Genomic DNA, 23,026 nt, shown 5'->3' with positions numbered 1-23,026 from the left:
CGCCGAGATATCCCGTGCGATACTTGCGGGAGTTGCCCCGACATGCCGGAGGGCCCCTTGCCGGATTCCACCGAACCGCCGCTGTTTCGCGACGAGGATCCGCCCGCCGCCGCCACCGAAGAACGCGCCTGGCGGGTGCTGATCATCGACGACGAGCCCGAGGTACACCGCGCGACCCGGTTCGCCCTGGGCGACGTCCGTTTTCAGGGACGCCCGCTCGAGTTCCTCAGCGCCTACTCAGCCGCCGAAGGGCGGCGCGTGCTCCAGCAGCAGGACGACATCGCGCTGGTCTTCCTCGACGTGGTCATGGAGGACGACCACGCCGGACTGGAACTGGTGCGGGGCATCCGCGAGGAGATCGGCAACCGCGACGTGCGCATCGTGCTGCGCACCGGCTACCCGGGGCTGGCCCCCGAGTACCAGGTCATCGCGGATTACGACATCAACGACTACCGGGTAAAGACCGAGCTCAGCGCGGAGCGGCTGTACGCCACCACGCTGGCGGCCCTGCGCGCCTATCGTGACCTGATGATCGTGCACCGCAGCGAGGAAGGCCTGCGCTTCATCGTCGACACCGTGCCGCTGCTGCTGCGCGACCGCGAACGGCGCCGCTTTGCCGAAAACATGCTGCAGCAGCTGGCCCGGGCGCTGGATGTCGCGCCGCACGGCGCGGTGATCGAGGGAACCGATCCCCCACGACTGCTGGCGGTCGCCGGCATCGACGCCGCTCCGGGCGAGGCGCTGGACAGCCAGGGGTCGGGCATGCCCGTGTCGGCAATTCGCCGCAGCCTCGAACGCGGCATGGGCGATGACGGCAACGGGGATCTGTTCGTGCATATCGGCTCGGGCGAAGACGAGGCACCGGCGGTGATCTGGCTGCATGTGGGGCGGCCACTGGAATCGGTCGAGCGCCAGCTGCTGCAGGTCTTCGGCATGAATCTGGGGGTGGCGCTGGACAACCTGTCACTGTACGAGCGCACCCGCCAGCTGGCCTTTTTCGACACCCTGACAGGGCTTGGCAACCGTGCGCTGTTTGCCCAGCAGCTGGATGCGCTGATCCAGCGCAGCGCGACGCCGGCAGAATCGCTGAACCTGCAGATCGCGATGGTCAACATCGTGCGCTTTCGCGAGTTCAACTCGGTCCTGGGGCGCGCCGCGGGGGATCGTCTGCTGGTGGCCCTGGGGCAGCGGCTGGTCGAGCATTTCCCCGAGGCCCATGCCGCCGGTCGCATCAGCGGCGACACCTTCGTCCTGCTGCTGCCGGCGGACACCCCGCCGGAACGCCTGTTCCAGGCGACCGCCGATCCCTTCGACATCGTCGACACCCCGCTGCGCCTGGAGATCAGTGCCGGACTCACCCGCTACCCCGAGGACGGCACTGACGCCGAGACCCTGCTGCGCAACGCCGACGTGGCCCTGGGCCTGGCGCGGCGCGACCACCCGGGCGAGATCGCGGCCTATTCGCGTGCCATCGACGAGGGGCTGGCACGTCGCCTGAACCTGCTCCAGGACCTGCGGGGCGCGGTGGAACGCGACGAACTCATGCCGTGGTTCCAGCCCCAGATCGACCTGGCCACAGGCGAGACCGTGGGTGCGGAGGTCCTGCTGCGCTGGCGTCGCCAGGGCGAACTGGTGTCACCTGCGGAGTTCATCCCGATCGCGGAATCCTCCGGTCTGATCCGGCCGATCGGGGAACGGGTGCTGGAACTCGCGCTGGAATACCAGCGTGCGCTGGCCCACCGCTACGACCGCCCTTGCCGGCTGAGCGTCAACCTGTCCGCGATGCAGCTGGCGGACGAGGAGTTTCCGGCGCGCCTGCGCCAGCTGCTGAACCGCCACGAGCCGCTGGACGCGCCGCTGGAGATGGAGATCACCGAAACCGTGCTGATGGAAGACGTGGACTCCAGCATGGCCAGCCTGGACGCCCTGCGCGAGCTGGGCCTGGAGCTGGCGATCGACGACTTCGGCACCGGCTACTCGTCCCTGGCCTATCTGCGGCGCGTGCGTCCCGACCGCCTGAAGATCGACCGCGCCTTCATCACCCCGCTGGAGACCAGCGAGGACGCGCGCAGCATCACCCGCGCGATCATCGAACTGGGGCATCATCTGGGCATGCGGGTGATCGCCGAAGGGGTGGAGACCCCGGCGCAGCGCGACCTGCTGCTGAGCATGGGCTGCGACGAGGGGCAGGGCTTTCTGTGGGCCCCGGCCCTGCCCGCCGACGAATTCAGTTCGTGGCAGGCCCGCCCCGCCGGGGGAGACGCAGGATGAAGCGGGCGCCCTGACCCGGCTCGCTCTCCACTCGCACGCTGCCGCCCAGGCGCCCGGTCACTTGGTTCCAGACGATGTGCAGCCCGAGCCCGCTGCCGCCCTGCGAGCGGCGGGTCGTGAAGAAGGGTTCGAACACCCGGGAACGCGTCGCGGTGTCCATGCCCTGTCCCTCGTCGGCGCACTCGATCTCCACCCAATCATTGTCCAGCACCCGGCCGCGCAGCCATACCCGGCAGCCCTCGGGACAGGCATGCTCCTCGACGTTGATCAGCAGGTTGGTCAGGATCTGCGACAGGGACCCCGGCCAGGAATCAAGGATCACGCCTTCCGGAATCGCGTTCGCCACCTCGATCCCGGCGCGTGACAGGCGCGGCGACAGCCCGTGCAGCACCTCGTCGACAAAACCGCGCAGCTCGAATTCGCGCCGTTCGTCGCGCTGGCGGTCCACCGCCACCTGCTTGAAGTCGCGCACCAGACCGGCCGCCCGCTCGAGGTTCCATGCCACGATGTCGTGGCCTTCACGCGCGCGTTCCAGCAGCCGCTCCAGATCGGAACGGGTCATCTCGCCCGTCGAGTAGCGCCGCTGCAACGTGTCCAGATCCGACTTGAGCTGCGAATCCGTGGTCATCGCCACGCCCAGCGGGGTGTTGATCTCGTGCGCCACCCCTGCCACCAGGGAACCCAGTGCCGCCATCTTCTCCGATTCGACCAGCTGCGCCTGGGCGGCCTCCAGATCGGCATACGCCCGGCGCAGGCGGCGATTGAAATACAGCACGATGGCAAGGATCACCAGGGCGACCCCGGCGACCAGGGCGGCCAGCCGCAGGGCCCGCCCCCAGTCGATGTCCTCCTCGATGGTGATCGTGGTCCAGCGCTGCTGGATCGCCGCCGCCTCGGCCGGGGTCACGCTGTCCAGGCCCCGGTCGAGGATCTCGCGCAGGCGGTCCTCGCCGGGCTGCACCGCGAGGCGCAGGCGCTCGTCCGCGCCATCGACGGTGGAAGCGACCTCCAGCAGTCCGGCGTAGCGCGCCCTCACCGGCCCCGCTACGACCAGCAGGTTGTCCAGGGCGACCTCGGCGTCGTCATCGGCCACCGCCCGCAGCACCGCATCGGTGGAGGGGCGCTCGACAATCTCCGCGTCCGGCTGCTCACGCCGCAGATCGGCCAGCATCCCCGAGTCGGCCAGCACCGCGACCCGCCGACCCGCCAGATCCGACAGTGAGCCGACGGACGGGCCGTCCACCGTGGTCACCAGCGCCAGCGGGATCTCCAGATAGGGACGGGTGAAGTCCATGAATTCATCGCGTTCCGGGGTCCGCTGCACGCTGGTCAGCAGATCGACCTCGCCGTCCCGGAACAGGCGCACGGCCTCGCTCCAGGAGTCCACCGGTACATGCTCGAAGACCAGCCCGGTGCGTTCCGCCACGTGCCGGAGGAAGTCCGCGCTGATCCCCCGATGCTGACCCTCGGGCCCGAGGTCGTCGAACGGCGGCCAGTCCGGGGTGGCGGCATAGCGGATCGCGCCGTGCTCGCCCAGCCAGGCGCGCTCCTCGTCGGTCAGCTCGACCAGCCGTCCGGTGCCCCAGGCCGTCACCGCGTCCGCCATCCACGGACGCCGCAGCTCGGCGTGGGTGGTGTCGTCCATCGCCGCCAGTTCCCGATCAAGCGCATCCCGCAGCGCCGTTTCGGACGGCCCGGTCACGAAACGCAGCGAGCCGGTGGCAAAGGGCAAAGGCCCGCGCACCTGCAGGTTGGCCAGGCCATGACGTTCCGCGACCCAGGCCATCACCAGCAGGCTCCCGGCCCAGGCCTCCGCCTCGCCGGTTGCCACGGCCTGCAACGCGGCCTCAGCATCGGCGAAGCGCTGCAGGTCGATCTGCGGATGCGAGCCAGGGATCAGCTGGTCCAGAGCGTGACCGCGCTCGATCGCGAGGCTCTGGCCCGCGAGATCCTCCAGCTGACGCAGATCCGTGGTGTCCCGCCGAGTCACCAGGACCACGGGATTGTCGACATAGCTTTCGGTGTAGTTCAGCGCTTCGGCGCGGCCCTCGACCCGCGCGAAGGAGCCCGCGACGTCCGCGTCTCCGGTCTCCACCGCCTCCAGGACCGCGTCCCAGTCCGGGACCACCACGGTCTCCAGCTCACGACCCTGGCGCTGGGCGATCAGGCGCAGGTAATCCGAGGTCAGCCCGGACCACTCGCCCCGATGGTCGAGATACTCGAACGGGGGCCAGCCCGTCTCGGCCACGGCCACCCGCCACGGCTCGTCCGCAGCGTGCGCGGGGACGGCCGACAGCAGCAGCCCGGCCAGCAGCCAGGCGAGCGCAAAGAAAGCCGCGACCGACCGGAAGCAGATGGTACGGCGCGAATTCGGACCCCGGCGGAATGCGCTTGGCATGACCCTCCCTGTCGCGGCAGCGGACGACGCGCGCTCGGCGGTCATCGCGATTTTCCGGGAGCGTACACAAAAAAACCCCCGACCGCGAAAGCGGCCGGGGGTCCGGCACTCCGATCCGGAGCGGGGTCGATCAGTCGACCCGGCGCTCCACGTCGGAGGTCACTTCCACGCGACGGTTGGCCTCGCGGCCTTCACGGGTGGAGTTGTCCGCGGTGGGACGGTCTTCGCCATGCCCCATGGACTCGATGTCGCTCTCGCGGATGCCCTCGGAAGCGAGGAAGTCCGCCACGCTCTGCGCGCGACGCTCGGACAGGCCCTGGTTGTAGTCCGCCGGACCGATCGTGCAGGTGTGACCCTCGACCAGCACGGAGGTGTAGGAGGCACCGTCGGCGGTCAGGTCGGCCACCAGGTCACGCAGCTCGGCACGGCCTTCGGAACGCAGCTCGGCGCTGTCGAATTCGAACAGCACTTCGGCGCTCAGGGTCGTGGTTTCGAATTCCGGCTCGGGGCTCGGGGCCGGAGCGGGTTCCGGATCCGGCTCGGGCGCTTCGGCGGTTTCTTCGATGTAGCCGGCGCACTGCGAATGGCGCACGTACTCGGGCGCCCAGCTCGAGGTGCGCACGCACTCGCCGGAACCGTCGATGACCACGGCACCGGAGGAGTCGGTGACGTTGGCGGCGGGGGTGGAGTGGCTGCCCGCCACGGCCTGGCCGGCCGCGCCGAACATGAGCGAGGCCACCGAGGCGGCCAGCAGGTTCTTGACAAGCTTCTGATTCATTCTTTGCCTCCTTGGAGAAACGATGACGACGGATTGCGGGAATTCAGGAAGCGACGCCTGCACACCGATCCCGGCCCTATCCGGACGGAAGGACGGCTCACGGCCCGGACCCTCCACATCGCCTTGATAGTGGCACACCATTCACGGTTTTGCACGCAATCAAACGTGGATTCTGTCTCGGTGTCACAACGCTGTGCCATACATGAGACATTTTGACGGCGCCTCCATCAAAAAGACCCCGCCGAAGCGGGGTCCCGGGGGCTGGCCGGTGAGGCCGGGCCGGCATTACATCATGCCGCCCATGCCTCCCATTCCGCCCATGCCACCCATGGCGCCCATGTCGTCACCGCCGCCACCGCCGGCGTTGTCGTCGCTCTTCGGCAGATCGGCCACCATCGCCTCGGTGGTGATGATCAGGGCCGCGACCGATGCCGCGTTCTGCAGCGCCGAACGGGTCACCTTGGTCGGATCCAGGATGCCCATGTCGATCATGTCGCCGAAGTCGCCGGTTGCGGCGTTGTAGCCGTAGTTGCCCTCGCCTTCCAGCACCTGGTTGAGGACTACGGACGGCTCGTCACCGGTGTTGTAGACGATCTGGCGCAGCGGCTCTTCCATCGCGCGGCGGGCGATGTTGATACCGGCGTTCTGCTCCTCGTTGTCGGTCTTGAGGTCGCGGATGGCATTGCAGGCCCGCAGCAGGGCGGTACCACCGCCGGGCACCACGCCTTCCTCGACCGCCGCACGCGTGGCGTGCAGGGCGTCCTCGACGCGCGCCTTCTTCTCCTTCATCTCGACCTCGGTGGCCGCGCCGACCTTGATCACCGCAACACCGCCGGCCAGCTTGGCCACGCGTTCCTGCAGCTTTTCCTTGTCGTAGTCGGAGGTGGCTTCCTCGATCTGCTTGCGGATCTGGGCGACACGACCCTGAATGTCGTCGTTGTTGCCCATGCCGTCGATGATGGTGGTGTTTTCCTTGGACACCTGCACCTTCTTGGCGCGGCCCAGGTCTTCCACCGTGGCCTTCTCCAGCGACAGGCCGACCTCTTCGGAGATCACCTGACCACCGGTCAGCACGGCGATGTCCTGCAGCATGGCCTTGCGGCGATCACCGAAGCCCGGGGCCTTCACGGCGGCGACCTTGACGATGCCGCGCATGGCGTTGACCACCAGCGTGGCCAGGGCCTCGCCTTCGATGTCCTCGGCGATGATCAGCAGCGGCTTGCTGTTCTGGGCGACGCCTTCCAGCACCGGCAGCAGTTCGCGGATGTTGGAGATCTTCTTGTCCACCAGCAGGATGTAGGCGTCATCCAGTTCGGCGCTCATGCTCTGCTGGTTGTTGACGAAGTACGGCGAGAGGTAGCCGCGGTCGAACTGCATGCCTTCGACCACGTCCAGTTCGTTCTCCAGCGAGGAGCCTTCCTCGACCGTGATCACGCCTTCCTTGCCGACCTTGTCCATCGCGTCGGCGATGATCTCGCCCACGGCGGTATCCGAGTTGGCGGAGATGGAGCCGACCTGGGCCACGGCCTTGTGCTCGGTGCACGGCTTGGACAGGTTCTTCAGCTCTTCGGTGGCGGAGGTCACGGCCTTCTCGATGCCACGCTTGAGGTCCATCGGGTTCATGCCGGCGGTCACGGCCTTCATGCCTTCGTGCACGATGGACTGGGCCAGCACGGTCGCGGTGGTGGTGCCGTCACCGGCGCTGTCGGAGGTCTGCGAGGAGACTTCCTTGACCAGCTGGGCGCCCATGTTCTCGAACTTGTCTTCCAGCTCGATTTCCTTGGCCACGGACACGCCGTCCTTGGTCACGGTCGGGGCGCCAAAGGCCTTGTCGAGCACCACGTTGCGGCCCTTCGGACCGAGGGTGACCTTCACGGCGTTGGCGAGGGTGTTCACACCCTTGGCCATGCGGGTACGGGCATCGTTGCCAAAGCGGACTTCTTTTGCACTCATGTCGGATTCTGCTCCTGAAATTGAATAAAACTACGTGACGCGAATGCGGGCTCAGCCCTCGATGACGGCCATGATGTCGTCTTCGCGCATCACCAGGACTTCTTCGCCGTCGACCTTGACCTCGGTGCCGGAGTACTTGCCGAACAGCACCTTGTCGCCGGCCTTGATGTCCAGCGCGCGCTTCTCGCCGTTCTCCAGGATCTTGCCGTTGCCCACGGCCACGACTTCACCGCGGATCGGCTTTTCGGCCGCCGAATCCGGGATCACGATGCCGCCGGGCGTGGTGCGTTCTTCTTCCATGCGCTTCACAATCACGCGATCGTGCAAAGGCCGCAGATTCATGGTGGAAACTCCTTTCTGTCTGTTCATAACAGGGGTCTGAGGGAACCGGATGGATGCCCTGTTAGCAGCCACCCGCAACGAGTGCTAATCATAGGGGCGAACGAACACGAGTCAAGAGCACGGAAACGCGTCCGGGAGGGGCCGGGGGTTCCCCTCAGCGACGCCGATCGTCGTCGCCGGAATCGTGGTCGAGCACGTCGCGGCCGCCGGCCTCGTCATCGTGCCGGCGGAACTCGCCCTCGATCGGGCCGCCGGCATCATGGCCGGGCCCCTGGAACGGGCCGCTCCGCGCCCGCACCAGACCGCGGCGCAGGATGCCCGCGGCAATCAACCGGCGCAGTGGTGGCACCAGCAGCACCGCGCCGGCCGCATCGGAGAAGAACCCCGGGACCAGCAGGAGCACCGCGGCCGCCATCAGCAGCCAGCCCTCCAGCAGGCCGCGCGCAGGGACCTCGCCGCGCGCCAGGCTCTGCTGCAGCCGCCGCCAGTGGTAGAAACCCTGCACCCGGAACAGCACGATCCCGCCGGCCGCGGTCGCCACGACCAGCGCCACTGTGGCGAGCGCACCGACGGCATCCCCGACCCAGGCGAACCCGAAGATCTCGAGCAGGATGAAACCGAGAAAGACCAGAAGCGGTAACAGGGGATTGCGCATCGCCAGGAGGATTCGACAAAGAAGGGATCATTGGAGCACGTCACGGGTACGGGTGTCGATTCGGCCGGGTTCCCTTGCCGTGACCCCGGAATTTCGCGACCCTCCCCTGCGTCTCAATGACAGAAGACGCCCACCGGAGAAAGGAGGCCACATGAAACGCAGCCCGCTGTCCCAACGAGTGATTCCGGTCCTGCTGCTGACGCTCGCGTTCATGCTGGCCGGAACGGCCGTCGCCCAGGACGACCCGCGTGATCCGGAAGAACACTTCTTCCAGCCGACCTTCGGCGATTTCCAGGAGGAGCTCGAGCTCGCCCGCGAGGAAGACAAGAAGGGCATCCTGATCTTCTTCGAGATGGATGCCTGTCCGTTCTGTCATCGGATGAAGAACCAGGTACTCAATCAGCCGCAGGTGCAGGACTACTACCGCGAACACTTCGCCATCTTCAGCGTGGACATCGAAGGCGACGTCGAGATCACCAACTTCGACGGCGAGACCCGGCGGATGGCCGATTTCGCCACGCGCGACTTCCGTGTGCGCGCCACGCCGGTCTTTCAGTTCTTCGACCTGGACGGCGAACCGGTCCACCGCTTTACCGGGGCCACCCGCGATGCGGACGAATTCCTGACCCTGGGGCGCTTTGTCGCCGAGGGGCACCACGAAGAAACCAACTTCAATCGCTTCCGCCGCGAGCAGCGCGGCCGCTGAACGCAAAGGAGCGGACATGACTCCTCGTCTCCCTGTCCGGGGGCGCCGTGCCGGCGCCCTCCTGACGGCGTGCCTCGTGCTGGCCGTCGGCACGGGCGGTCCCGCGTCGGCCGAGGTGGTGCCGGACATCGAGCCGCTGCCCCAGCCCCTGCGGCTGCAGCATGCCATCGAGGCAGTGAATGCGATGCACCCCCGCGTGCAGCAGGCCCGCGCCCGACGCGAAGCGGCCGAAGCGGAGCTGGAAGCCACGCGCGCCGACCGTGACCTGCGCGTGGACGCGCGGCTGGAGGCCCGCTGGATCGAGCCCAACGACAACATCGCCGACGACCGCAACAACGACTCGCGGGCGACCCTGGTCGCGCGCAAGCTGCTGAGCGACTTCGGCCACTCCCGGGCGCGCGAGGAGGCCGGGGCCAGCGCGCTGGAGGCCGCGCGCCAGGAGGAGTGGCTGGCGTTCGCCCGACACCGCCTGGAGGTCCTGGAGCGCTACTTCGACGTGGTCCTCGCCGATCTGGCCTTCGCCCGCGACACCGAAGCGATGGCCTCCGCATTCGTAACACTCGAACGCATGCAGGAGCGCAACGAGCTGGGCCAGGTCTCCGACATCGACCTGTTCGAGGCGGAAGCGGAATACCAGGAGCATTTCACCCAGCGGCAACGCTCGCTGTACCGCCAGCAGCGCAGCCGCGCCGAGCTGGCCGAGGCCCTGCATCACCGCGGACGCCCGCCGGCCGACGTCCTCGGCCCGCCGCTGCCGCTGGACCTGCCCGAGCTTCCGGAGCTGCGCAGCCTGCTGGCGGACCTGGAGTCCGGCAGCCCGGCCCTGGCCGCCGAACGCCAGCGGGTCGAGGCCGCCACCGGCCGCGTGCAGGCGGCCCGCAGTGAAAGCCGTCCCCGGCTGTATGCCGAGGCCGAGACCGGCTACTGGAACAAGGAGTTCGGCGGAGACCGCAACCCCTTCGCCGCCGCGCTGGTACTGGAGGTCCCGCTGTTCGAGGGGCGCCGCGGCGATGCCCGCGTCGGCCGCGCGGTGGCACAGCGCCGGGAAGCCGAGGCCGAACGCGACCACGCCATGATCCGGGCCCGCAACCGGGTGCGTGAACTGGTTCACGAAATCCGGACCCTGGAGGTACAGCGGGACGAGGCGCTGGCACGCATGGACTACCGCGACCTCTACATCAGCCGGGCTCGCTATCTCTATCAGATGGAAGACGAGGCCGACCTCGGCGACTCCATGGTCCAGCAGAGCGCGGCCGCGCATTTCAATGCCCGCACCGAATTCGAGCTGGCCCTCGCCTACGAACGCCTTGCCCTGCTGACCGGCCGCGAAGACCTGAGTCCGTTCGCCGCCGACGCCACCGCCTTTGGAGGGACCCCATGAACACCCGCATTCACCCCATCCCACACACCACCCGGCGAGCGATCGGCGCGAGCCTCGCGCTCTTGTTGCTGAGCCCGGCCGCGGGCGCCCAGACTGTGGACGCGGAGCTCGCCTGGAGCGAGCAGTACCGGATCACCGCGCCCGTCGCGGGCCAGGTCCGGGAGATCGGGGTCCGGCCCGGCGACCGGGTGATGGAAGATGACACCCTGTTCCGCATCGACGATCGCCGGGCCCGTGCGGAACTGTCCGCAGCGCAGGCCGAGGTCGAACGCCTGGAGCTGGAAGCCTCGGAAACCAAACGCGAACTGCGCAAGGCCCGCGACCTGTACGACCAGACCCTGATCGCCGAGCGCGAACTGGAACTGGCCCGAATCGACCACACCGCGGCCGAATCGCGCCTGACCGAGGCCCGCGCCCGGGTCCGCCAGGCCCGCGCGGACGTGCACGACACCGAGATCGCCGCGCCCGGAGAGGGCCGCGTGCTGCGCCTGGACGTCACCCGCAACGAATACGTGAACCCCGCGCTGGTTCCGCCGGTTCTCGCGGTGATCGGACGCGACGACCCGATGCATGCACGCGGCCGCGTGGACGCGGATACCGCCGCACGCCTGGAACCCGGGCACCCGGTCACCGTCATCCTGAACGACACCCGCGTCGACGGCCGGGTGGAGCACGTGGACTGGGAGCGCAGCGGCGAAGAGGACGCCCCCGCCTATCGTCTGCGGGTCGAGTTCACGCCCCCGGAGGGCCTCGCCCCGCGGGCGGGCCAGGCGGCACGGATCGAACTCGGCCTGGAATGAGCATCCGGACTGAACCAGGAGGACGCACATCACCATGAGCGAATCCGACCCCGCACCGGCCTGGCTGGTCATCACCACGCTGGACGATGCCGACGCCGCCGAACGCCTGGCCGGCCACCTGGTCGAGGCCGGCCGCGCCGCCTGCGTGCACATGCTCCCGCCCGGCCGCTCGATCTATCAGTGGCAGGGCCGCATCGAGGTCGACAGCGAAGTCACCCTGCTGATCAAGACCTCGCGCGAGGCCTGGCCCGAACTTCGGGCCACCCTGCACGATCAACATCCGTACGACACCCCCGAAATCATCGCCCTGCCGATCGAGGACGGACTGCCCGACTACCTGAACTGGATCCGCGAATGCACCCGATGAACCTCCGTTACTGGCTTGCCGCCCTGTTCACCGTGCTGTTGCTGCTGCCCGGAGTGGCCGCGGCGCAGTTCGGCATGGACGACGACCTGCTCGACCCGGATGACGCCTTCGCGATCAGTGCCGAGGCGGTGGATGAATCCACCATCCGTCTGACCTGGGACATCGCGGACGAGTACTACATGTACCGCGAGCAGTTCGAGTTCGAACCGGAAAGCCCCGGCCTGGAACTGGGCGATCCGGCGATCCCGGACGGCGAGATCAAGGAAGACGAGTTCTTCGGGCGGGTCGAGACCTATCGCGGCGAGGTCAGCATCGAGCTTCCGGTACTGGCCGCCGAAAGCGAGACCATCGAGCTGACCGCACGCTCGCAGGGCTGCGCGGATGCCGGCATCTGTTACCCGCCGCATTTCCAGACCGTATCCATCACCCTGCCGGGCCTGCCGGGTGACGCCGAGGCCGACACCGCGGCGGCCGGGGAAGGCGCACTGGACGAGCTCGGCCAGATGTCCGGCGAGCTTGCCGGGGACGAGGATCTGCTCGACCCCGAGGATGCGTTCGCCGCGTCCGCCGAGGCGATCAGCCAGAACGCCGTGGTGCTGCGTTTCGACATCGCCGACGGCTACTATCTCTACCGCGACCAGCTGGACGTGCGCGTCGCCGAAGGGGAAGGCATCGAGCTGGGCAACATCAGCCCGCCGGACGGCCAACTGCACGAAGACGAGTTCTTCGGCGAGACCCGCATCTTCCGCGACGAGGTGGAGATCCTGGTGCCGGTGCAGCGCGATGCCGACGACGTCGCCGACATCGTGCTGGCGGTGGACTACCAGGGCTGTGCGGACGCGGGTATCTGCTACCCGCCGCTGACCCAGGAGGTCGCGGTCAGCTTCGCCGCCGATCTGGCCGAGGAGGCCGACCCGGCGGCCATGCCCGATGAAGGCGAAGCCGCACCCGAGGACGAGGACGCCGTCGCCCCGCCGGCCTCGGAACAGGACCGCATCGCGGCGCAGCTGGCGGACGGGCGCGTGTGGCTGGTGGCCCTGGCGTTCTTCGGCTTCGGCCTGCTGCTGACCTTCACGCCCTGCGTGTTCCCGATGATCCCGATCCTGTCCAACATCATCCTTGGGCAGAAGGAGATGAACACCCGCAAGGCGTTCTTCATCTCGCTGGTGTTCGTGCTCGCGATGGCGCTCACCTATACCGTGGCCGGGGTGCTGGCGGGCATGGCCGGGGCCAACCTGCAGGCCGCCTTCCAGAATCCCTGGATTATCGGCACCTTCGTCGCCATCTTCGTCGCGCTGGCGATGTCGATGTTCGGCTTCTACGACCTGCAGATGCCCGCGGGCGTGCAGAGCAAGCTGTCGAACATCAGCAATCGCCAGGAGGGCGGCACCCTGTTCGGCGCCGGTGTCATGGGCTTCCTCTCGGCCCTGATCGTCGGGCCGTGCGTCACCGCGCCGCTGCTGGGGGCCCTGCTCTACATCAGCCAGACCGGCGACGCCGTGCTGGGCGGGATCGCGCTGTTCTCCCTGAGCATGGGCATGGGCGCCCCCCTGCTGGCGATCGGCACCTCGGCCGGACGCCTGCTGCCGAAGGCCGGCCCGTGGATGGATACCATCAAGGCGGTGTTCGGCGTGGGCCTGCTGGCCATGGGCATCTGGCTGCTGGAACGGGTCATCCCGGGCGAAGTGGCGATGTTCCTGTGGGCCACCCTGTTCATCGTGGTCGCGGTGTACATGGGGGCGCTGCAGAGTCTGCCCGAAGGCAAGTCCGGCTGGCACACCCTGTGGAAGGGGCTCGGCCTGGTGATCCTGATCTACGGCATCCTGCTGATGCTGGGGGCGGCCACCGGCGGCAAGGACATGACCCGCCCGCTGGCCACCCTCAGTCAGCCCGCCGTCACCACCGCGGACGGCGGACCGACGGAGATGGAGTTCACCTACATCGACAGCCTGGAAGACCTCGAACGGGAGGTGGCGGAGGCCGCCTCACGCGGCGAACCGGTGTTCGTGGACTTCTATGCCGACTGGTGCGTGGACTGCGTACGCCTGGAACGCACCACCTTCCAGGACCCGCAGGTCATCCGCGCCACCGCGGATGTCCATCTGCTGAAGGCCGACGTCACCGACAACACCTCGGAGCACCGCGAACTGATGCAGCACTTCGAGCTGTTCGGCCCGCCGGCGATGGTGTTCTACGACCGCGACGGCGAACCACTGCCGCAGTTTCGCCGCGTCGGTTACCTCAACGCCGAGGCCTTCCTCGAGCACCTTGACATTGCCCTGGGGGTGCGCCCGTGAACGGGAACCGCTGGTGGCTGGCACTGGCCATCGGGCTGTGCGCCCCGGCCCTGACCGCCTGCCTGGATAACGACCGGTCCGGCGACACCGCGACCGGCGGCGACCCGGATGTCGATGCCGCCGACGTCGCGGGGCCGGAGGACACCCCGACCGGCGAGTCGCGCGTCGACTTCACCCTGCCGGACCTGGACGGCGAGGAGCAGGCCTTCAACCAGTGGGACGACGACCTGGTGGTACTCAACTTCTGGGCCACCTGGTGCCCGCCCTGCAAGAAGGAAATGCCGCTCTTTCAGGAAACCTGGGAAGAATACCGGGACGAGGACTTCAACATCGTCGCGGTCGCGGTGGACGAACAGTCGGCCACCGAGCAGTTCGTCGCCACCTACGGCATCGAATTCCCGATCCTGATCGGGCAGGACGAGGCCATGCAGATCCAGACCGAATACGGCAACCGGATCGGGGCCCTGCCCTACACCGTGGTCATCGATCGTGACGGGACCGTGCGCGAGACCCACCGCGGCGAGGTTACCGAAAACGACCTGCACGGCTGGCTGGAGCAATACCTCTGACCCGCGCGGGCACGCTCCGGCGCACGGCGAAGGTGCTGGACACCCCGCGCGCCCTGCGGCAGAATCGCGGCCATGGATTCGCCGGCATGTTCCGGCGCGTTCGCCCCCATTCACGTCCGGATCGCCGCCGATTCCCGTCATGGCCACCATCCTGCTGCTCAACGGCCCCAACCTGAACCTGCTCGGACAGCGGGAGCCGGAGCGCTATGGCCATGCCACGCTGGCGGACATCGAGGCGGATCTGGAGAACCGGGCGCACGAGGCGGGGATCCGCCTGAACTGCTTTCAGAGCAATCACGAGGGCGCCCTGATCGACCGCATCCACGCGGCGCCGGGCGAGGACGTGCGCCGTATCCTGATCAACCCGGGCGGACTGACCCACACCAGCGTCAGCCTGCGTGACGCCCTGCTGGGGGTCGCGATCCCGTTCTACGAGATCCATATCAGCAACGTCCATGCCCGCGAGGCGTTCCGGCAGACATCGCTGCTGGCCGACGTCGCCGCCGCTACCCTGGCCGGTTTCGGCCCCCGGGGGTACCGGCTGGCGCTGGACGCGGCGATTGCAGCCATCAAGGAGTCATAGGCACCCATGGATATCCGCAAGGTCAAGAAACTGATCGACCTGCTCGAGGAGAGCGGGATCCACGAAATCGAGATCAACGAGGGCGAGGAGTCGGTGCGCATCACCCGCTCGCCCGGGGGCGTCCCCCAGGCACAGCCCGCACCGATGCCGGCCGCCGCGCCGCCGCCCGCACCGCCCGCTCCCGCCGCCGCGGCCGAGGAAGCGGGCGCGGATGAACCGGAGGAACTCGAGGGCCACCGCGTGACCGCGCCCATGGTCGGCACCTTCTACCGCGCCCCCAGCCCCGGCGCCACGCCGTTCGTCGAAGTCGGACAGCAGGTGGAGGTGGGCGACACCCTGTGCATCATCGAGGCGATGAAGATGCTCAACCCGCTGGAAGCGGACCAGGCCGGCACCGTCCGCCAGATCCTGGTGGAGAACGGCAACCCGGTGGAATACGGCCAGCCGCTGTTCATCATCGCGTGAGCCTTCACCGTCTTCGCCGAACACAGGTCCGAGCATGTTTGAAAAAATCCTGATCGCCAATCGCGGCGAAATCGCCCTGCGGGTACTGCGCACCTGCCGCGAGATGGGCATCGCCACCGTGGCCGTGCACTCCGACGCCGACCGCGACCTCAAGCACGTGCGCCTGGCCGACGAATCGGTCTGCATCGGTCCCGCCCCCTCGAACGAGAGCTATCTCAACATCCCGGCGCTGATCGCCGCGGCCGAGGTCACCGATGCCGGCGCCATCCACCCCGGCTATGGCTTCCTGTCGGAGAACGCCGACTTCGCCGAACGCGTGGAATCCAGCGGCTTCGCCTTCATCGGCCCGCGCGCCGAGACCATCCGCCTGATGGGCGACAAGGTCTCGGCCAAGCAGGCCATGCTCTCCGCCGGGGTCCCCTGCGTGCCGGGCTCCGGCGGCGCGCTGGGCGAGGACCCCGACGCCAACCTGCAGCTGGCCCGCGAGATCGGCTACCCGGTCATCGTGAAGGCGGCTGCCGGCGGCGGTGGCCGCGGGATGCGCGTGGTGCATACCGAGGGTGCGCTGCTCAACGCGATCTCCCTGACCCGCAACGAGGCCCGTCAGGGCTTCGGTGACGACACCCTGTACATGGAGAAATTCCTCGAGCGCCCGCGCCACGTGGAGTTCCAGATCCTCGCGGACACCCACGGGAACGCGGTATGCCTGGGCGAGCGCGACTGCTCCATGCAGCGGCGCCACCAGAAGGTGATCGAGGAGGCCCCGGCCCCGGAGATCACCGCCACCCAGCGCCGCGACATGAGCGAACGCCTGATCCGCGCCTGCCAGGAGATCGGCTATCGCGGGGCCGGGACCTTCGAGTTCCTGTACGAGGACGGGCAGTTCTTCTTCATCGAGATGAACACCCGGCTGCAGGTCGAGCACACGGTGACCGAGCAGGTCACCGGCATCGACCTGGTGCGTGAGCAGATCCGCATCGCCGCCGGCGAACCGCTGGGCATCACCCAGGACGACGTCACCATCCACGGCCATGCGATCGAATGCCGCATCAACGCCGAGGACCCCGCGACCTTCGTCCCCAGCCCCGGCACCATCCAGCAGTACCACGCCCCCGGCGGCCCTGGGATCCGCATGGACACGCATATCTACAACGGCTATGCGGTCCCGCCGCATTACGATTCCATGGTCGGCAAACTGATTGCCCACGGCACCACGCGCGACATCGCCATCGCGCGCATGCGCGGCGCCCTCGGCGAAATCATCGTCGACGGCATCCGCACCAACATCAGCCTGCATTCCGACCTGATGAACGACGCCAATTTCCAGCGGGGTGCCACCGACATCCACTACCTGGAAAAGAAGCTGAAGGCACACTGAGGGCCGCATGAGTCTTGCCGAACTGGAATGCCGGGTCGAACCCGGCGATGCCGAGGCCCTGGAAGAGCTGCTGTTCGAACTGGGCGCGGTCAGCGTGGAACTGTTCGATGCCGCCGACGAACCCCTGTTCGAGCCGCCCCCGGGCACCCACCCGCTGTGGTCGGACATCCGCCTGAAGGCCGTGTTCTCCGACCGCACCGCGGCGGAGCTGGCCTCGGCCTCGATGCTCCAGCGCGACCCCGCCCCCTCCGAGCTGCAGGTCACCGACATCACCGACCAGGACTGGGTACGCGCGGGCCTGGACGGGCTGGAGGCCATCCACTGCGGCGGTCCGCTGTGGATCGTGCCGTCCTGGGAGGAACAGCCGGACGTGAAGGACGGGGTCTTCGTGCACCTCGACCCCGGCCTGGCCTTCGGCACCGGCAACCACCCCACCACCGCGATGTGCCTGACCGCCCTGGCCGAGGACCCGCCGCGTGACCTCGAGGTGCTGGACTACGGCTGCGGCTCCGGGATCCTCGCGATCGCCGCGCTCAAGCTGGGGGCGCGCCACGCCCTCGGGATCGACAACGACCCCCAGGCGGTCCAGGCCACCGAATCCAACGCGGCCGCCAACGGCATCGGCAGCGACCGTCTGCAGGCCGGACTCACCGATCACCCGCTGCCCGAAGGCGGCTCCGATCTGGTGCTGGCCAACATCCTCACGCGCCCGCTGATCGAACTGGCCCCGGTGCTCACCGCGGCCACCCGTCCGGGCGGGCGCATCCTGATGGCCGGACTGCTGGATCGTCAGGCGGAAGAGGTCATGGAGGCCTATGCCCATGCATTCGATATCGGTGTCCGCGATTCCCGCGATGGCTGGGCCCTGCTGGACGGCCGCCGCCGCTGACCCACCGGCCGGACGGCCTGCCGCGTAATGCTGGTCCGCTGCCCGCATTGCAGCGTTGCCCACGTGGTGGCCCGCCCGCCCGGCAACGCGCACCACGCACGGGTCCGCTGCGAGGCCTGCGGCCGTGCGTTCGCCTGGTTCCCCGCTCTGGAGATCGCCCCGGCGGGCGAACCCGCAAACGGGGCCGGCCTGCAGCCGGTCCCCGCCGCCGAAAACGCCCCCGCGCAAGCCGCTTCCGGCAGGCCGGACGAAGGAGCGCCCACCCTTTCGCACCCGACCGTCGGATCTCCCGACACCCAGTCCGCGCGCTCCGTGCCGTACCCGGAACCGTCCACGCGCCCCCCCGCAGCCCCCGATCCCGAGCCGGAGCGCGAGCGTCCCGCCCGGGGGGCTCCGGGGCGCCCGGACGGCCCGCAGATACGACCCGCCCGAAGCGCACACCGGACCCGTTTCGGCGGTGCCGCGCTGGCAAGCCTCCTCCTGCTGGGGCTGATCTTCCAGTTGCTGGCCTTCCCGCCACGCGCCATCACGCAAGAACCCGCGCTGGAGACCCTGCGGACCTCGCTGTGCGAGCGCCTGCACTGCCCCGAACGCGCCCATCGCGCGCCCGAGTCCGTTCGTGTCTCCACTCCTTCGCTGCACCCGGCCGGCGCCGGCAGCGGCCGCTGGCTCATCTTCGAGCTCTACAACCGCGAATCCCGCGCTCAGGCCTGGCCGCTGCTGGATATTGCCCTGTCGGACACTCTGGGCCGCACCCATGCCCGCGAGCGCATCCATCCGCGGGTCTATGCCCCGGACGGTGATCCCCCTCCGCAAATGGCCGCCCACCGACCCTGGCCCGTCGCCCTGCGCATACGCACCGAGCACCCGCGCCTGAGCGGGGTCCACGTCCGCCCCCGCTGACGCGGATTCCTGCGCCGGGCGTGCGGGCTGCTAAACTGACGGCATGCAGCTCGGCCGCCACCATTTCTCCGACCCGCCGGTCTTCCTCGCGCCCATGGCCGGGGTCAGCGACCGGCCTTTCCGCCTGCTCGCGCGCCGCCTGGGGGCCAGCGCGGCGGTCTCGGAGATGGTCACCTCGCAGCAAAACCTGTGGGACAGCGCCAAGAGCCGGCACCGCCTGGATCACGCGGCCGAACCGTCACCGCGCATCGTCCAGCTGCTGGGCAACGAGCCCGGGGCCCTGGCCGACGCAGCGCGTGAAAACGTCGCCCGCGGTGCCGATATCATCGACCTCAACCTGGGCTGCCCGGCCAAGAAGGTCTGCAGCCGCGCCGCCGGTTCGGCGCTGATGGGCGACACCGGGCTGGTCCGCGAGCTGCTGCAGGCCCTCACCGACAACGCCGGCGTACCGGTCACCCTGAAGATGCGCCTGGGCCTGGACCCCGAACGCATGAACGCGGAAACCATTGCCGGGATCGCCGCAGATGCCGGGATTGCGATGCTCACGGTGCATGGTCGTACCCGGGCGGCGGGGTATCGCGGCGCGGCCGATCACGAGGCGATCGCCCGGGTGGTGGCCGCCACGGACCTGCCGGTGCTGGCCAACGGGGACATCCGCGACGTCGAGGATGCCCGGCGGGCCCTTGCCCGCACCGGCGCCACCGGGATCATGATCGGGCGCGGCGCGCAGGGACGCCCGTGGCTGCCGGGACGGATCCGCGCCGCGCTGGCCGGCGAGGTCCTGCCGGACGAACCCGGCCCCGCGTCCATCGCGGCGCTGATGCGCGAGCACGTCGCCGCCCTGCACCGGCAATATGGTCCGCATCAGGGCGTGCGTATCGCCCGCAAGCACATCGGCTGGTATCTTGAGCAGCTGGGGAGAGGCGAGGCAGAGACCCGCGCACTGCGGGCCGAACTGTTCGCCCTGGAGGACGCCGGCGAACAGCTCCGGCGCCTCGAGGCAATGTTTCCATCAGGCGATTCGCCTGCGGACGATTCGGACAGGGCCGCATGAGCAGCAACGGGAATCCCGCGCGTCGCAAGGACGGCAACGGACAGACGACATGGCCGGGACAGGGTCCGGCCGCGCCGCCGGAATCGGACAGCGTCCTCGCGCAGTCCGTCCATCAGGCCATGGAAGACTATTTCGACACCCTGGACGGGCAGTCCAGCCACGACCTCTACGCCCTGGTGATGGAGGAGGTCGAACGCCCGCTGCTGGCCTGCGTGCTGGAACGCTGTGGCCACAACCAGAGCCGCGCGGCGGCCGTGCTCGGCCTCAACCGCGCGACCCTGCGCAAGAAGCTGCGCAGCCACGGGCTGCTCGACTAGCCAGCTCGGCGGGTCACCCCCAGGCGAGACGCTCGCGCAGGGTGGCGTGCAGCTCGGGGGTGCCCGCCGCCAGCACCGTGCTGGTGTCGAGGTCCAGCTCGCCGCCGGCGAGGTCGGTGAACGTCCCGCCCGCTTCGCGCACGATCACGGCCAGGGCCGCAATGTCGAGGATGTTCACGTCCGACTCGACGATGCAGTCGATGCTGCCGCGGGCCAGCAGGTGGTAATGGTAGAAGTCGCCGTAACCGCGGACGCGGTTGACCTCGGCGACGATCCCGCCCAGCGCGTTCCAGCAGTCGCCGCGCGCCGCCAGCGAGCGGAGGTTGCCGGTGGACAGGGTCGCGCGATCGACCGCGGTGATGCCCTTCTCCACGCCGATGCGCTCGCCGTTGAGCCAGGCGCCCTGTCCCTTCTCGGCCCAGGCGCGCTCGCCGAACTGCGGCCCGCTCGACAGGCCCAGAATCAGCTCGCCCTTGTACATCAGCGCGATCTGGGTGGAGAAGAACGGGTAGCGGCGCACGAAGCTCTTGGTGCCGTCGATCGGGTCGATCAGCCAGACATAGTCGGAGTCCATGTCCGACTGGCCCGTCTCTTCGCCGTAGAAACCGTGATCCGGAAAGCGCTCGCGGATGATCGAGCGGATCGCCTCTTCGCTCTCCACGTCCGCACGCGTGACCGGCGTGTCGTCGGCCTTGGTTTCAACGTCCACGCCGTGTTCGTAGTAGTGACGGATCACCTTCTCGGCGGCGTCGGCCGCAGCCTGCGCGGCTTCCAGGAACGGGCTTGCCTGCATGTTCTCGGTCCTCGGGGAAAAGCCGCTATCGTAGCAGGAGCGGCACGACGCGACGAACCCGCCATGATTGCGGGCGGTTGTGGCCGGACGGGGCAGCCCCGATAATGCCGCCGATTCATCCGAGGAGCCCGGCATGTCCAAAAAGCTGCCCGACGTGAGCAATATCGAACGCCTCGAACTGTTTGGCGAGGACTACAACCCCACCGCCACCATCGAGAACCAGGAGGGCCAGAAGCTCTCCCTGCAGGTGTACTACCAGCTGGCGCTGGATTTCGGCGGGATCGGCCCCAAGGCGGCCAATTCCGGTCTGCTGATGTACGGCAGCCATGCCGACGAGGCCCGCGCCAACCCGGGCAGGCACCCCAACATCGACCGTCTGATCGACATCCTCGAGAACGACTACTACCTGTCGGTGAAGGCGGTCCCGAAGCGCAAGCGCAACGCCGGCTGACTCAGTCCGCCACGACGCGGTTGGTGAACGCCAGCCGCCAGCCGCGGTCGGTCTGGCGATGGATCCGGGTGAGGCTGGCGTAGTCGCAGTCGAGCTGGAACAGGTGGCCGTCCGGCACGGCCATCACGCCGCCGACCAGCGCGCGGATCACGCCGGCGTGGACCACCAGCAGCACGTGTTCGTCGGACCGGCCGGGCGCTTCCACGCTCTCGGCAAAGGCCGCCGCCACCCGCTGACGAAACGCATCCAGCATCTCCGCCCCCTCCGGCCGGTTGTGTTCGGGGTCGGCGTAGAAGGCGCGGTATTCCTCCGGACGTTCCTCCTGCAGCTGGGCGCGGGTGCGGCCCTCCCAGGCGCCGAAGCCGATCTCGCGCAGATCGTGCGCCGTCGACAGCGCCACGCCACGCTCGTCCGCCAGGTGTTCGGCAAACGCGCGGCAGCGCGCCAGCGGCGAGGTCACGATCCGCTGCCATCCGGTCTCGGTGGCCGCGGCACGTTCCATCTGCCGCCAGCCGGTCTCGCTCAGGGGGTCGTCGCAGCCGTGGCCGCGAAAGCGCTGGCCGCCGGCGGGCTCTCCGTGTCGCATCAGGTCGACGATCATCTACTTGCTCCAGGGGTGGATTCACCAGGGGTCGATGGCTCGAGGTTCCCCAGCAGGGCGTGCAACCGATCCCAGTCAAAGCAAGGACCGGGGTCGGTCTTGCGCCCCGGGGCGATGTCGCTGTGCCCCGCCAGGGCGTCCGCGGCGATCGCCGGGAAGCGCTGCCGCAGCCAGTGGGTCAGCGCCGCCAGCCGGGTGTACTGCTCCGCGGCGAAGGGGGTGTGGTCATCCCCTTCCAGTTCGATGCCGATGGAGAAATCGTTGCAGCGCTCGCGCCCGCGCCACGTGGAAACGCCGGCATGCCAGGCGCGCCGGCTGAACGGAACGAACTGGGTCGCCCGGCCCTCGCGGTCGATGAATACATGCGCCGACACCCGCAGGTCACGGATCCCGGCGAAGAACGGATGCGCGTCCGGGTCCAGGCGGTTGTGGAACAGGGCCTCGACGTGCGATCCGCCGAACTCGCCCGGCGGCAGACTGATCGCGTGCACCACGATCAGTTCCGGCTGCATCCCGGCCGGGCGCGCATCCTGATTCGGGCTCTCGCTGCACTCGGCGGCCGGCCACCAGTCACGCGCCCCGCTGTCCTCGCCGACCGCGCTCATGGCGCCTCCTCCGGCGGCTGGCGCAGGCGTTCCTCCAGGGCCGCACGCAGCAGCGGCACGCGCGGCGGGGCCTGCAGCGGGCCGTGGTACTCGCCGTCCAGAAACACGAACAGTGCCGGCAGGTGAAAGACCTCGAACTCGCGCACCAGTGCGGTGTCGATCTCGGCATCCACGCGAAACAGCTCGGGCGCATCGCCCTCGGCGCGCCAGCGCCGCAGGGCGTCGCCCATCGCGTGGCAGGCGCTGCAGCCGGGCCGCGTGAACATCACCACGGCCGCCCCGTCCACCTCCTGCAGGCGGTGGTGGAAGCCCCCGGCATCGAGGGCCGGAAGGCCCCCGCTGGCGGGTGATTCGTCGACACGGGACGGTTGCGGCACACTGCCTCCATGACGTGCCCGCCGGGAGCGACGACAGCCGACCGGCGGGGCTTTATGATCAATGACGCGTGGGGTAGTTTACGCGCCCGCGTC

At 68.8% G+C, this 23,026-nt stretch carries 24 protein-coding genes; 15 read left to right on the top strand and 9 right to left on the bottom strand.

What is annotated here, in order from left to right:
* Positions 1-57: 57 nt before the first annotated feature.
* Positions 58-2,271, top strand: a complete 2,214-nt coding sequence (locus F790_RS0104885) for a bifunctional diguanylate cyclase/phosphodiesterase (RefSeq protein WP_019590991.1) — start codon at positions 58-60, stop codon at positions 2,269-2,271.
* Here F790_RS0104885 and F790_RS0104880 read toward each other — a convergent pair.
* From F790_RS0104880 to F790_RS0104860, 5 genes are all read right to left on the bottom strand, one after another.
* Entirely contained in the window at positions 2,228-4,669 is a 2,442-nt protein-coding gene (locus tag F790_RS0104880) for a transporter substrate-binding domain-containing protein (protein WP_019590990.1), read from the bottom strand. The two genes, F790_RS0104885 and F790_RS0104880, sit on opposite strands and share 44 nt — an antisense overlap.
* 130 nt (positions 4,670-4,799) lie before the next feature.
* Positions 4,800-5,447, bottom strand: a complete 648-nt coding sequence (locus tag F790_RS0104875) for an OmpA family protein (protein WP_019569511.1) — start codon at positions 5,445-5,447, stop codon at positions 4,800-4,802.
* 285 nt (positions 5,448-5,732) lie between these two features.
* Positions 5,733-7,400 carry a chaperonin GroEL gene (gene groL, locus F790_RS0104870; protein WP_018869764.1) on the bottom strand — a complete coding sequence of 556 codons (1,668 nt, stop codon included), beginning with the start codon at positions 7,398-7,400 and terminating at the stop codon, positions 5,733-5,735.
* A gap of 51 nt (positions 7,401-7,451) precedes the next feature.
* On the bottom strand, positions 7,452-7,742 hold the full coding sequence (gene groES / locus F790_RS0104865; protein ID WP_018869763.1) for a co-chaperone GroES: 291 nt from the start codon (positions 7,740-7,742) through the stop codon (positions 7,452-7,454).
* Between the two features lie 154 nt (positions 7,743-7,896).
* The gene (locus tag F790_RS0104860) at positions 7,897-8,397 is read right to left on the bottom strand and encodes an FxsA family protein (RefSeq protein WP_019022737.1); all 501 of its coding nucleotides are present in this window, start codon (positions 8,395-8,397) and stop codon (positions 7,897-7,899) included.
* Between the two features lie 151 nt (positions 8,398-8,548).
* Between F790_RS0104860 and F790_RS0104855 the strand changes: the two genes are divergently transcribed.
* The 13 genes from F790_RS0104855 (at position 8,549) to F790_RS0104795 (ending at position 20,106) form a co-directional block, all read left to right on the top strand.
* Positions 8,549-9,103: a thioredoxin family protein gene (locus F790_RS0104855; RefSeq protein ID WP_019590989.1), complete on the top strand. Its 555-nt coding sequence runs from the start codon at positions 8,549-8,551 to the stop codon at positions 9,101-9,103.
* A 76-nt stretch (positions 9,104-9,179) separates the two neighbouring features.
* The gene (locus F790_RS0104850) at positions 9,180-10,484 is read left to right on the top strand and encodes a TolC family protein (RefSeq protein ID WP_019590988.1); all 1,305 of its coding nucleotides are present in this window, start codon (positions 9,180-9,182) and stop codon (positions 10,482-10,484) included.
* A complete protein-coding gene (locus F790_RS0104845; RefSeq protein WP_019590987.1) occupies positions 10,481-11,284 on the top strand; it encodes an efflux RND transporter periplasmic adaptor subunit in 804 nt (267 codons plus the stop codon). The genes F790_RS0104850 and F790_RS0104845 overlap by 4 nt, the downstream gene beginning before the upstream one ends.
* A gap of 34 nt (positions 11,285-11,318) precedes the next feature.
* Complete coding sequence (gene cutA / locus F790_RS0104840; protein WP_019022734.1) at positions 11,319-11,651, top strand: divalent-cation tolerance protein CutA; 333 nt, start codon at positions 11,319-11,321, stop codon at positions 11,649-11,651.
* Positions 11,639-13,948 carry a protein-disulfide reductase DsbD gene (gene dsbD, locus F790_RS0104835; protein WP_019590986.1) on the top strand — a complete coding sequence of 770 codons (2,310 nt, stop codon included), beginning with the start codon at positions 11,639-11,641 and terminating at the stop codon, positions 13,946-13,948. The genes cutA and dsbD overlap by 13 nt, the downstream gene beginning before the upstream one ends.
* Positions 13,945-14,517: a redoxin domain-containing protein gene (locus tag F790_RS0104830; protein ID WP_019569505.1), complete on the top strand. Its 573-nt coding sequence runs from the start codon at positions 13,945-13,947 to the stop codon at positions 14,515-14,517. Before dsbD ends, F790_RS0104830 begins: the two co-directional genes overlap by 4 nt.
* A 139-nt stretch (positions 14,518-14,656) precedes the next feature.
* Positions 14,657-15,100 (top strand): type II 3-dehydroquinate dehydratase, encoded by a 444-nt coding sequence (gene aroQ / locus F790_RS0104825; protein WP_018869755.1) that lies wholly within the window; start codon positions 14,657-14,659, stop codon positions 15,098-15,100.
* A 6-nt stretch (positions 15,101-15,106) separates the two neighbouring features.
* Complete coding sequence (gene accB, locus F790_RS0104820; protein ID WP_019022731.1) at positions 15,107-15,565, top strand: acetyl-CoA carboxylase biotin carboxyl carrier protein; 459 nt, start codon at positions 15,107-15,109, stop codon at positions 15,563-15,565.
* Positions 15,566-15,599: 34 nt separating this feature from the next.
* Positions 15,600-16,943 (top strand): acetyl-CoA carboxylase biotin carboxylase subunit, encoded by a 1,344-nt coding sequence (gene accC / locus F790_RS0104815; RefSeq protein ID WP_019569504.1) that lies wholly within the window; start codon positions 15,600-15,602, stop codon positions 16,941-16,943.
* A gap of 7 nt (positions 16,944-16,950) precedes the next feature.
* Positions 16,951-17,832, top strand: a complete 882-nt coding sequence (gene prmA / locus F790_RS0104810) for a 50S ribosomal protein L11 methyltransferase (RefSeq protein ID WP_019590985.1) — start codon at positions 16,951-16,953, stop codon at positions 17,830-17,832.
* 27 nt (positions 17,833-17,859) lie between these two features.
* Positions 17,860-18,735 (top strand): zinc-ribbon and DUF3426 domain-containing protein, encoded by an 876-nt coding sequence (locus F790_RS0104805; protein WP_026332853.1) that lies wholly within the window; start codon positions 17,860-17,862, stop codon positions 18,733-18,735.
* Positions 18,736-18,778: 43 nt separating this feature from the next.
* Positions 18,779-19,789, top strand: coding sequence for a tRNA dihydrouridine synthase DusB (dusB, locus tag F790_RS0104800; RefSeq protein WP_019590984.1), 1,011 nt, complete (start codon positions 18,779-18,781; stop codon positions 19,787-19,789).
* Entirely contained in the window at positions 19,786-20,106 is a 321-nt protein-coding gene (locus F790_RS0104795) for a helix-turn-helix domain-containing protein (RefSeq protein WP_019022727.1), read from the top strand. Before dusB ends, F790_RS0104795 begins: the two co-directional genes overlap by 4 nt.
* Positions 20,107-20,119: 13 nt before the next feature.
* Here F790_RS0104795 and F790_RS0104790 read toward each other — a convergent pair whose 3' ends face one another.
* A complete protein-coding gene (locus tag F790_RS0104790; RefSeq protein WP_019022726.1) occupies positions 20,120-20,899 on the bottom strand; it encodes an inositol monophosphatase family protein in 780 nt (259 codons plus the stop codon).
* A 133-nt stretch (positions 20,900-21,032) separates the two neighbouring features.
* On the opposite strand from F790_RS0104790, the gene F790_RS0104785 reads away from it, so the two are divergent.
* On the top strand, positions 21,033-21,350 hold the full coding sequence (locus tag F790_RS0104785; protein WP_019590983.1) for a DUF2322 family protein: 318 nt from the start codon (positions 21,033-21,035) through the stop codon (positions 21,348-21,350).
* Position 21,351: 1 nt separating this feature from the next.
* On the opposite strand, the gene F790_RS0104780 is transcribed toward F790_RS0104785, so the two are convergent.
* Genes F790_RS0104780 through F790_RS0104770 form a run of 3 tightly spaced genes read right to left on the bottom strand, consistent with a single transcriptional unit; the run spans position 21,352 to position 22,933 of the window.
* Positions 21,352-21,951 (bottom strand): histidine phosphatase family protein, encoded by a 600-nt coding sequence (locus F790_RS0104780; protein WP_019590982.1) that lies wholly within the window; start codon positions 21,949-21,951, stop codon positions 21,352-21,354.
* Entirely contained in the window at positions 21,948-22,556 is a 609-nt protein-coding gene (ampD, locus tag F790_RS0104775) for a 1,6-anhydro-N-acetylmuramyl-L-alanine amidase AmpD (protein WP_019590981.1), read from the bottom strand. Before ampD ends, F790_RS0104780 begins: the two co-directional genes overlap by 4 nt.
* Positions 22,553-22,933: a co-chaperone YbbN gene (locus tag F790_RS0104770; RefSeq protein WP_019589066.1), complete on the bottom strand. Its 381-nt coding sequence runs from the start codon at positions 22,931-22,933 to the stop codon at positions 22,553-22,555. Before F790_RS0104770 ends, ampD begins: the two co-directional genes overlap by 4 nt.
* Positions 22,934-23,026 lie beyond the last annotated feature (93 nt).

It is taken from the genome of Thioalkalivibrio sp. ALE20, from assembly GCF_000381405.1.
In the GTDB taxonomy this organism is placed as follows: domain Bacteria; phylum Pseudomonadota; class Gammaproteobacteria; order Ectothiorhodospirales; family Ectothiorhodospiraceae; genus Thioalkalivibrio.
Note: the sequence above shows the minus strand (reverse complement) of the source record. Positions and strands in the feature narration are given on the sequence as shown.

What these genes read in the sequence shown, in the direction of transcription:
- F790_RS0104875 (WP_019569511.1), bottom strand. Translation starts at nt 5,447, where the DNA reads ATGAATCAGAAGCTTGTCAAGAACCTGCTGGCCGCCTCGGTGGCCTCG.
- groES (WP_018869763.1), bottom strand. Translation starts at nt 7,742, where the DNA reads ATGAATCTGCGGCCTTTGCACGATCGCGTGATTGTGAAGCGCATGGAA.
- F790_RS0104855 (WP_019590989.1), top strand. Translation starts at nt 8,549, where the DNA reads ATGAAACGCAGCCCGCTGTCCCAACGAGTGATTCCGGTCCTGCTGCTG.
- F790_RS0104880 (WP_019590990.1), bottom strand. Translation starts at nt 4,669, where the DNA reads ATGCCAAGCGCATTCCGCCGGGGTCCGAATTCGCGCCGTACCATCTGC.
- ampD (WP_019590981.1), bottom strand. Translation starts at nt 22,556, where the DNA reads ATGAGCGCGGTCGGCGAGGACAGCGGGGCGCGTGACTGGTGGCCGGCC.
- groL (WP_018869764.1), bottom strand. Translation starts at nt 7,400, where the DNA reads ATGAGTGCAAAAGAAGTCCGCTTTGGCAACGATGCCCGTACCCGCATG.
- F790_RS0104780 (WP_019590982.1), bottom strand. Translation starts at nt 21,951, where the DNA reads ATGATCGTCGACCTGATGCGACACGGAGAGCCCGCCGGCGGCCAGCGC.
- prmA (WP_019590985.1), top strand. Translation starts at nt 16,951, where the DNA reads ATGAGTCTTGCCGAACTGGAATGCCGGGTCGAACCCGGCGATGCCGAG.
- F790_RS0104785 (WP_019590983.1), top strand. Translation starts at nt 21,033, where the DNA reads ATGTCCAAAAAGCTGCCCGACGTGAGCAATATCGAACGCCTCGAACTG.
- dusB (WP_019590984.1), top strand. Translation starts at nt 18,779, where the DNA reads ATGCAGCTCGGCCGCCACCATTTCTCCGACCCGCCGGTCTTCCTCGCG.
- F790_RS0104790 (WP_019022726.1), bottom strand. Translation starts at nt 20,899, where the DNA reads ATGCAGGCAAGCCCGTTCCTGGAAGCCGCGCAGGCTGCGGCCGACGCC.
- F790_RS0104845 (WP_019590987.1), top strand. Translation starts at nt 10,481, where the DNA reads ATGAACACCCGCATTCACCCCATCCCACACACCACCCGGCGAGCGATC.
- F790_RS0104860 (WP_019022737.1), bottom strand. Translation starts at nt 8,397, where the DNA reads ATGCGCAATCCCCTGTTACCGCTTCTGGTCTTTCTCGGTTTCATCCTG.
- F790_RS0104805 (WP_026332853.1), top strand. Translation starts at nt 17,860, where the DNA reads ATGCTGGTCCGCTGCCCGCATTGCAGCGTTGCCCACGTGGTGGCCCGC.
- F790_RS0104795 (WP_019022727.1), top strand. Translation starts at nt 19,786, where the DNA reads ATGAGCAGCAACGGGAATCCCGCGCGTCGCAAGGACGGCAACGGACAG.
- dsbD (WP_019590986.1), top strand. Translation starts at nt 11,639, where the DNA reads ATGCACCCGATGAACCTCCGTTACTGGCTTGCCGCCCTGTTCACCGTG.
- cutA (WP_019022734.1), top strand. Translation starts at nt 11,319, where the DNA reads ATGAGCGAATCCGACCCCGCACCGGCCTGGCTGGTCATCACCACGCTG.
- accC (WP_019569504.1), top strand. Translation starts at nt 15,600, where the DNA reads ATGTTTGAAAAAATCCTGATCGCCAATCGCGGCGAAATCGCCCTGCGG.
- accB (WP_019022731.1), top strand. Translation starts at nt 15,107, where the DNA reads ATGGATATCCGCAAGGTCAAGAAACTGATCGACCTGCTCGAGGAGAGC.
- aroQ (WP_018869755.1), top strand. Translation starts at nt 14,657, where the DNA reads ATGGCCACCATCCTGCTGCTCAACGGCCCCAACCTGAACCTGCTCGGA.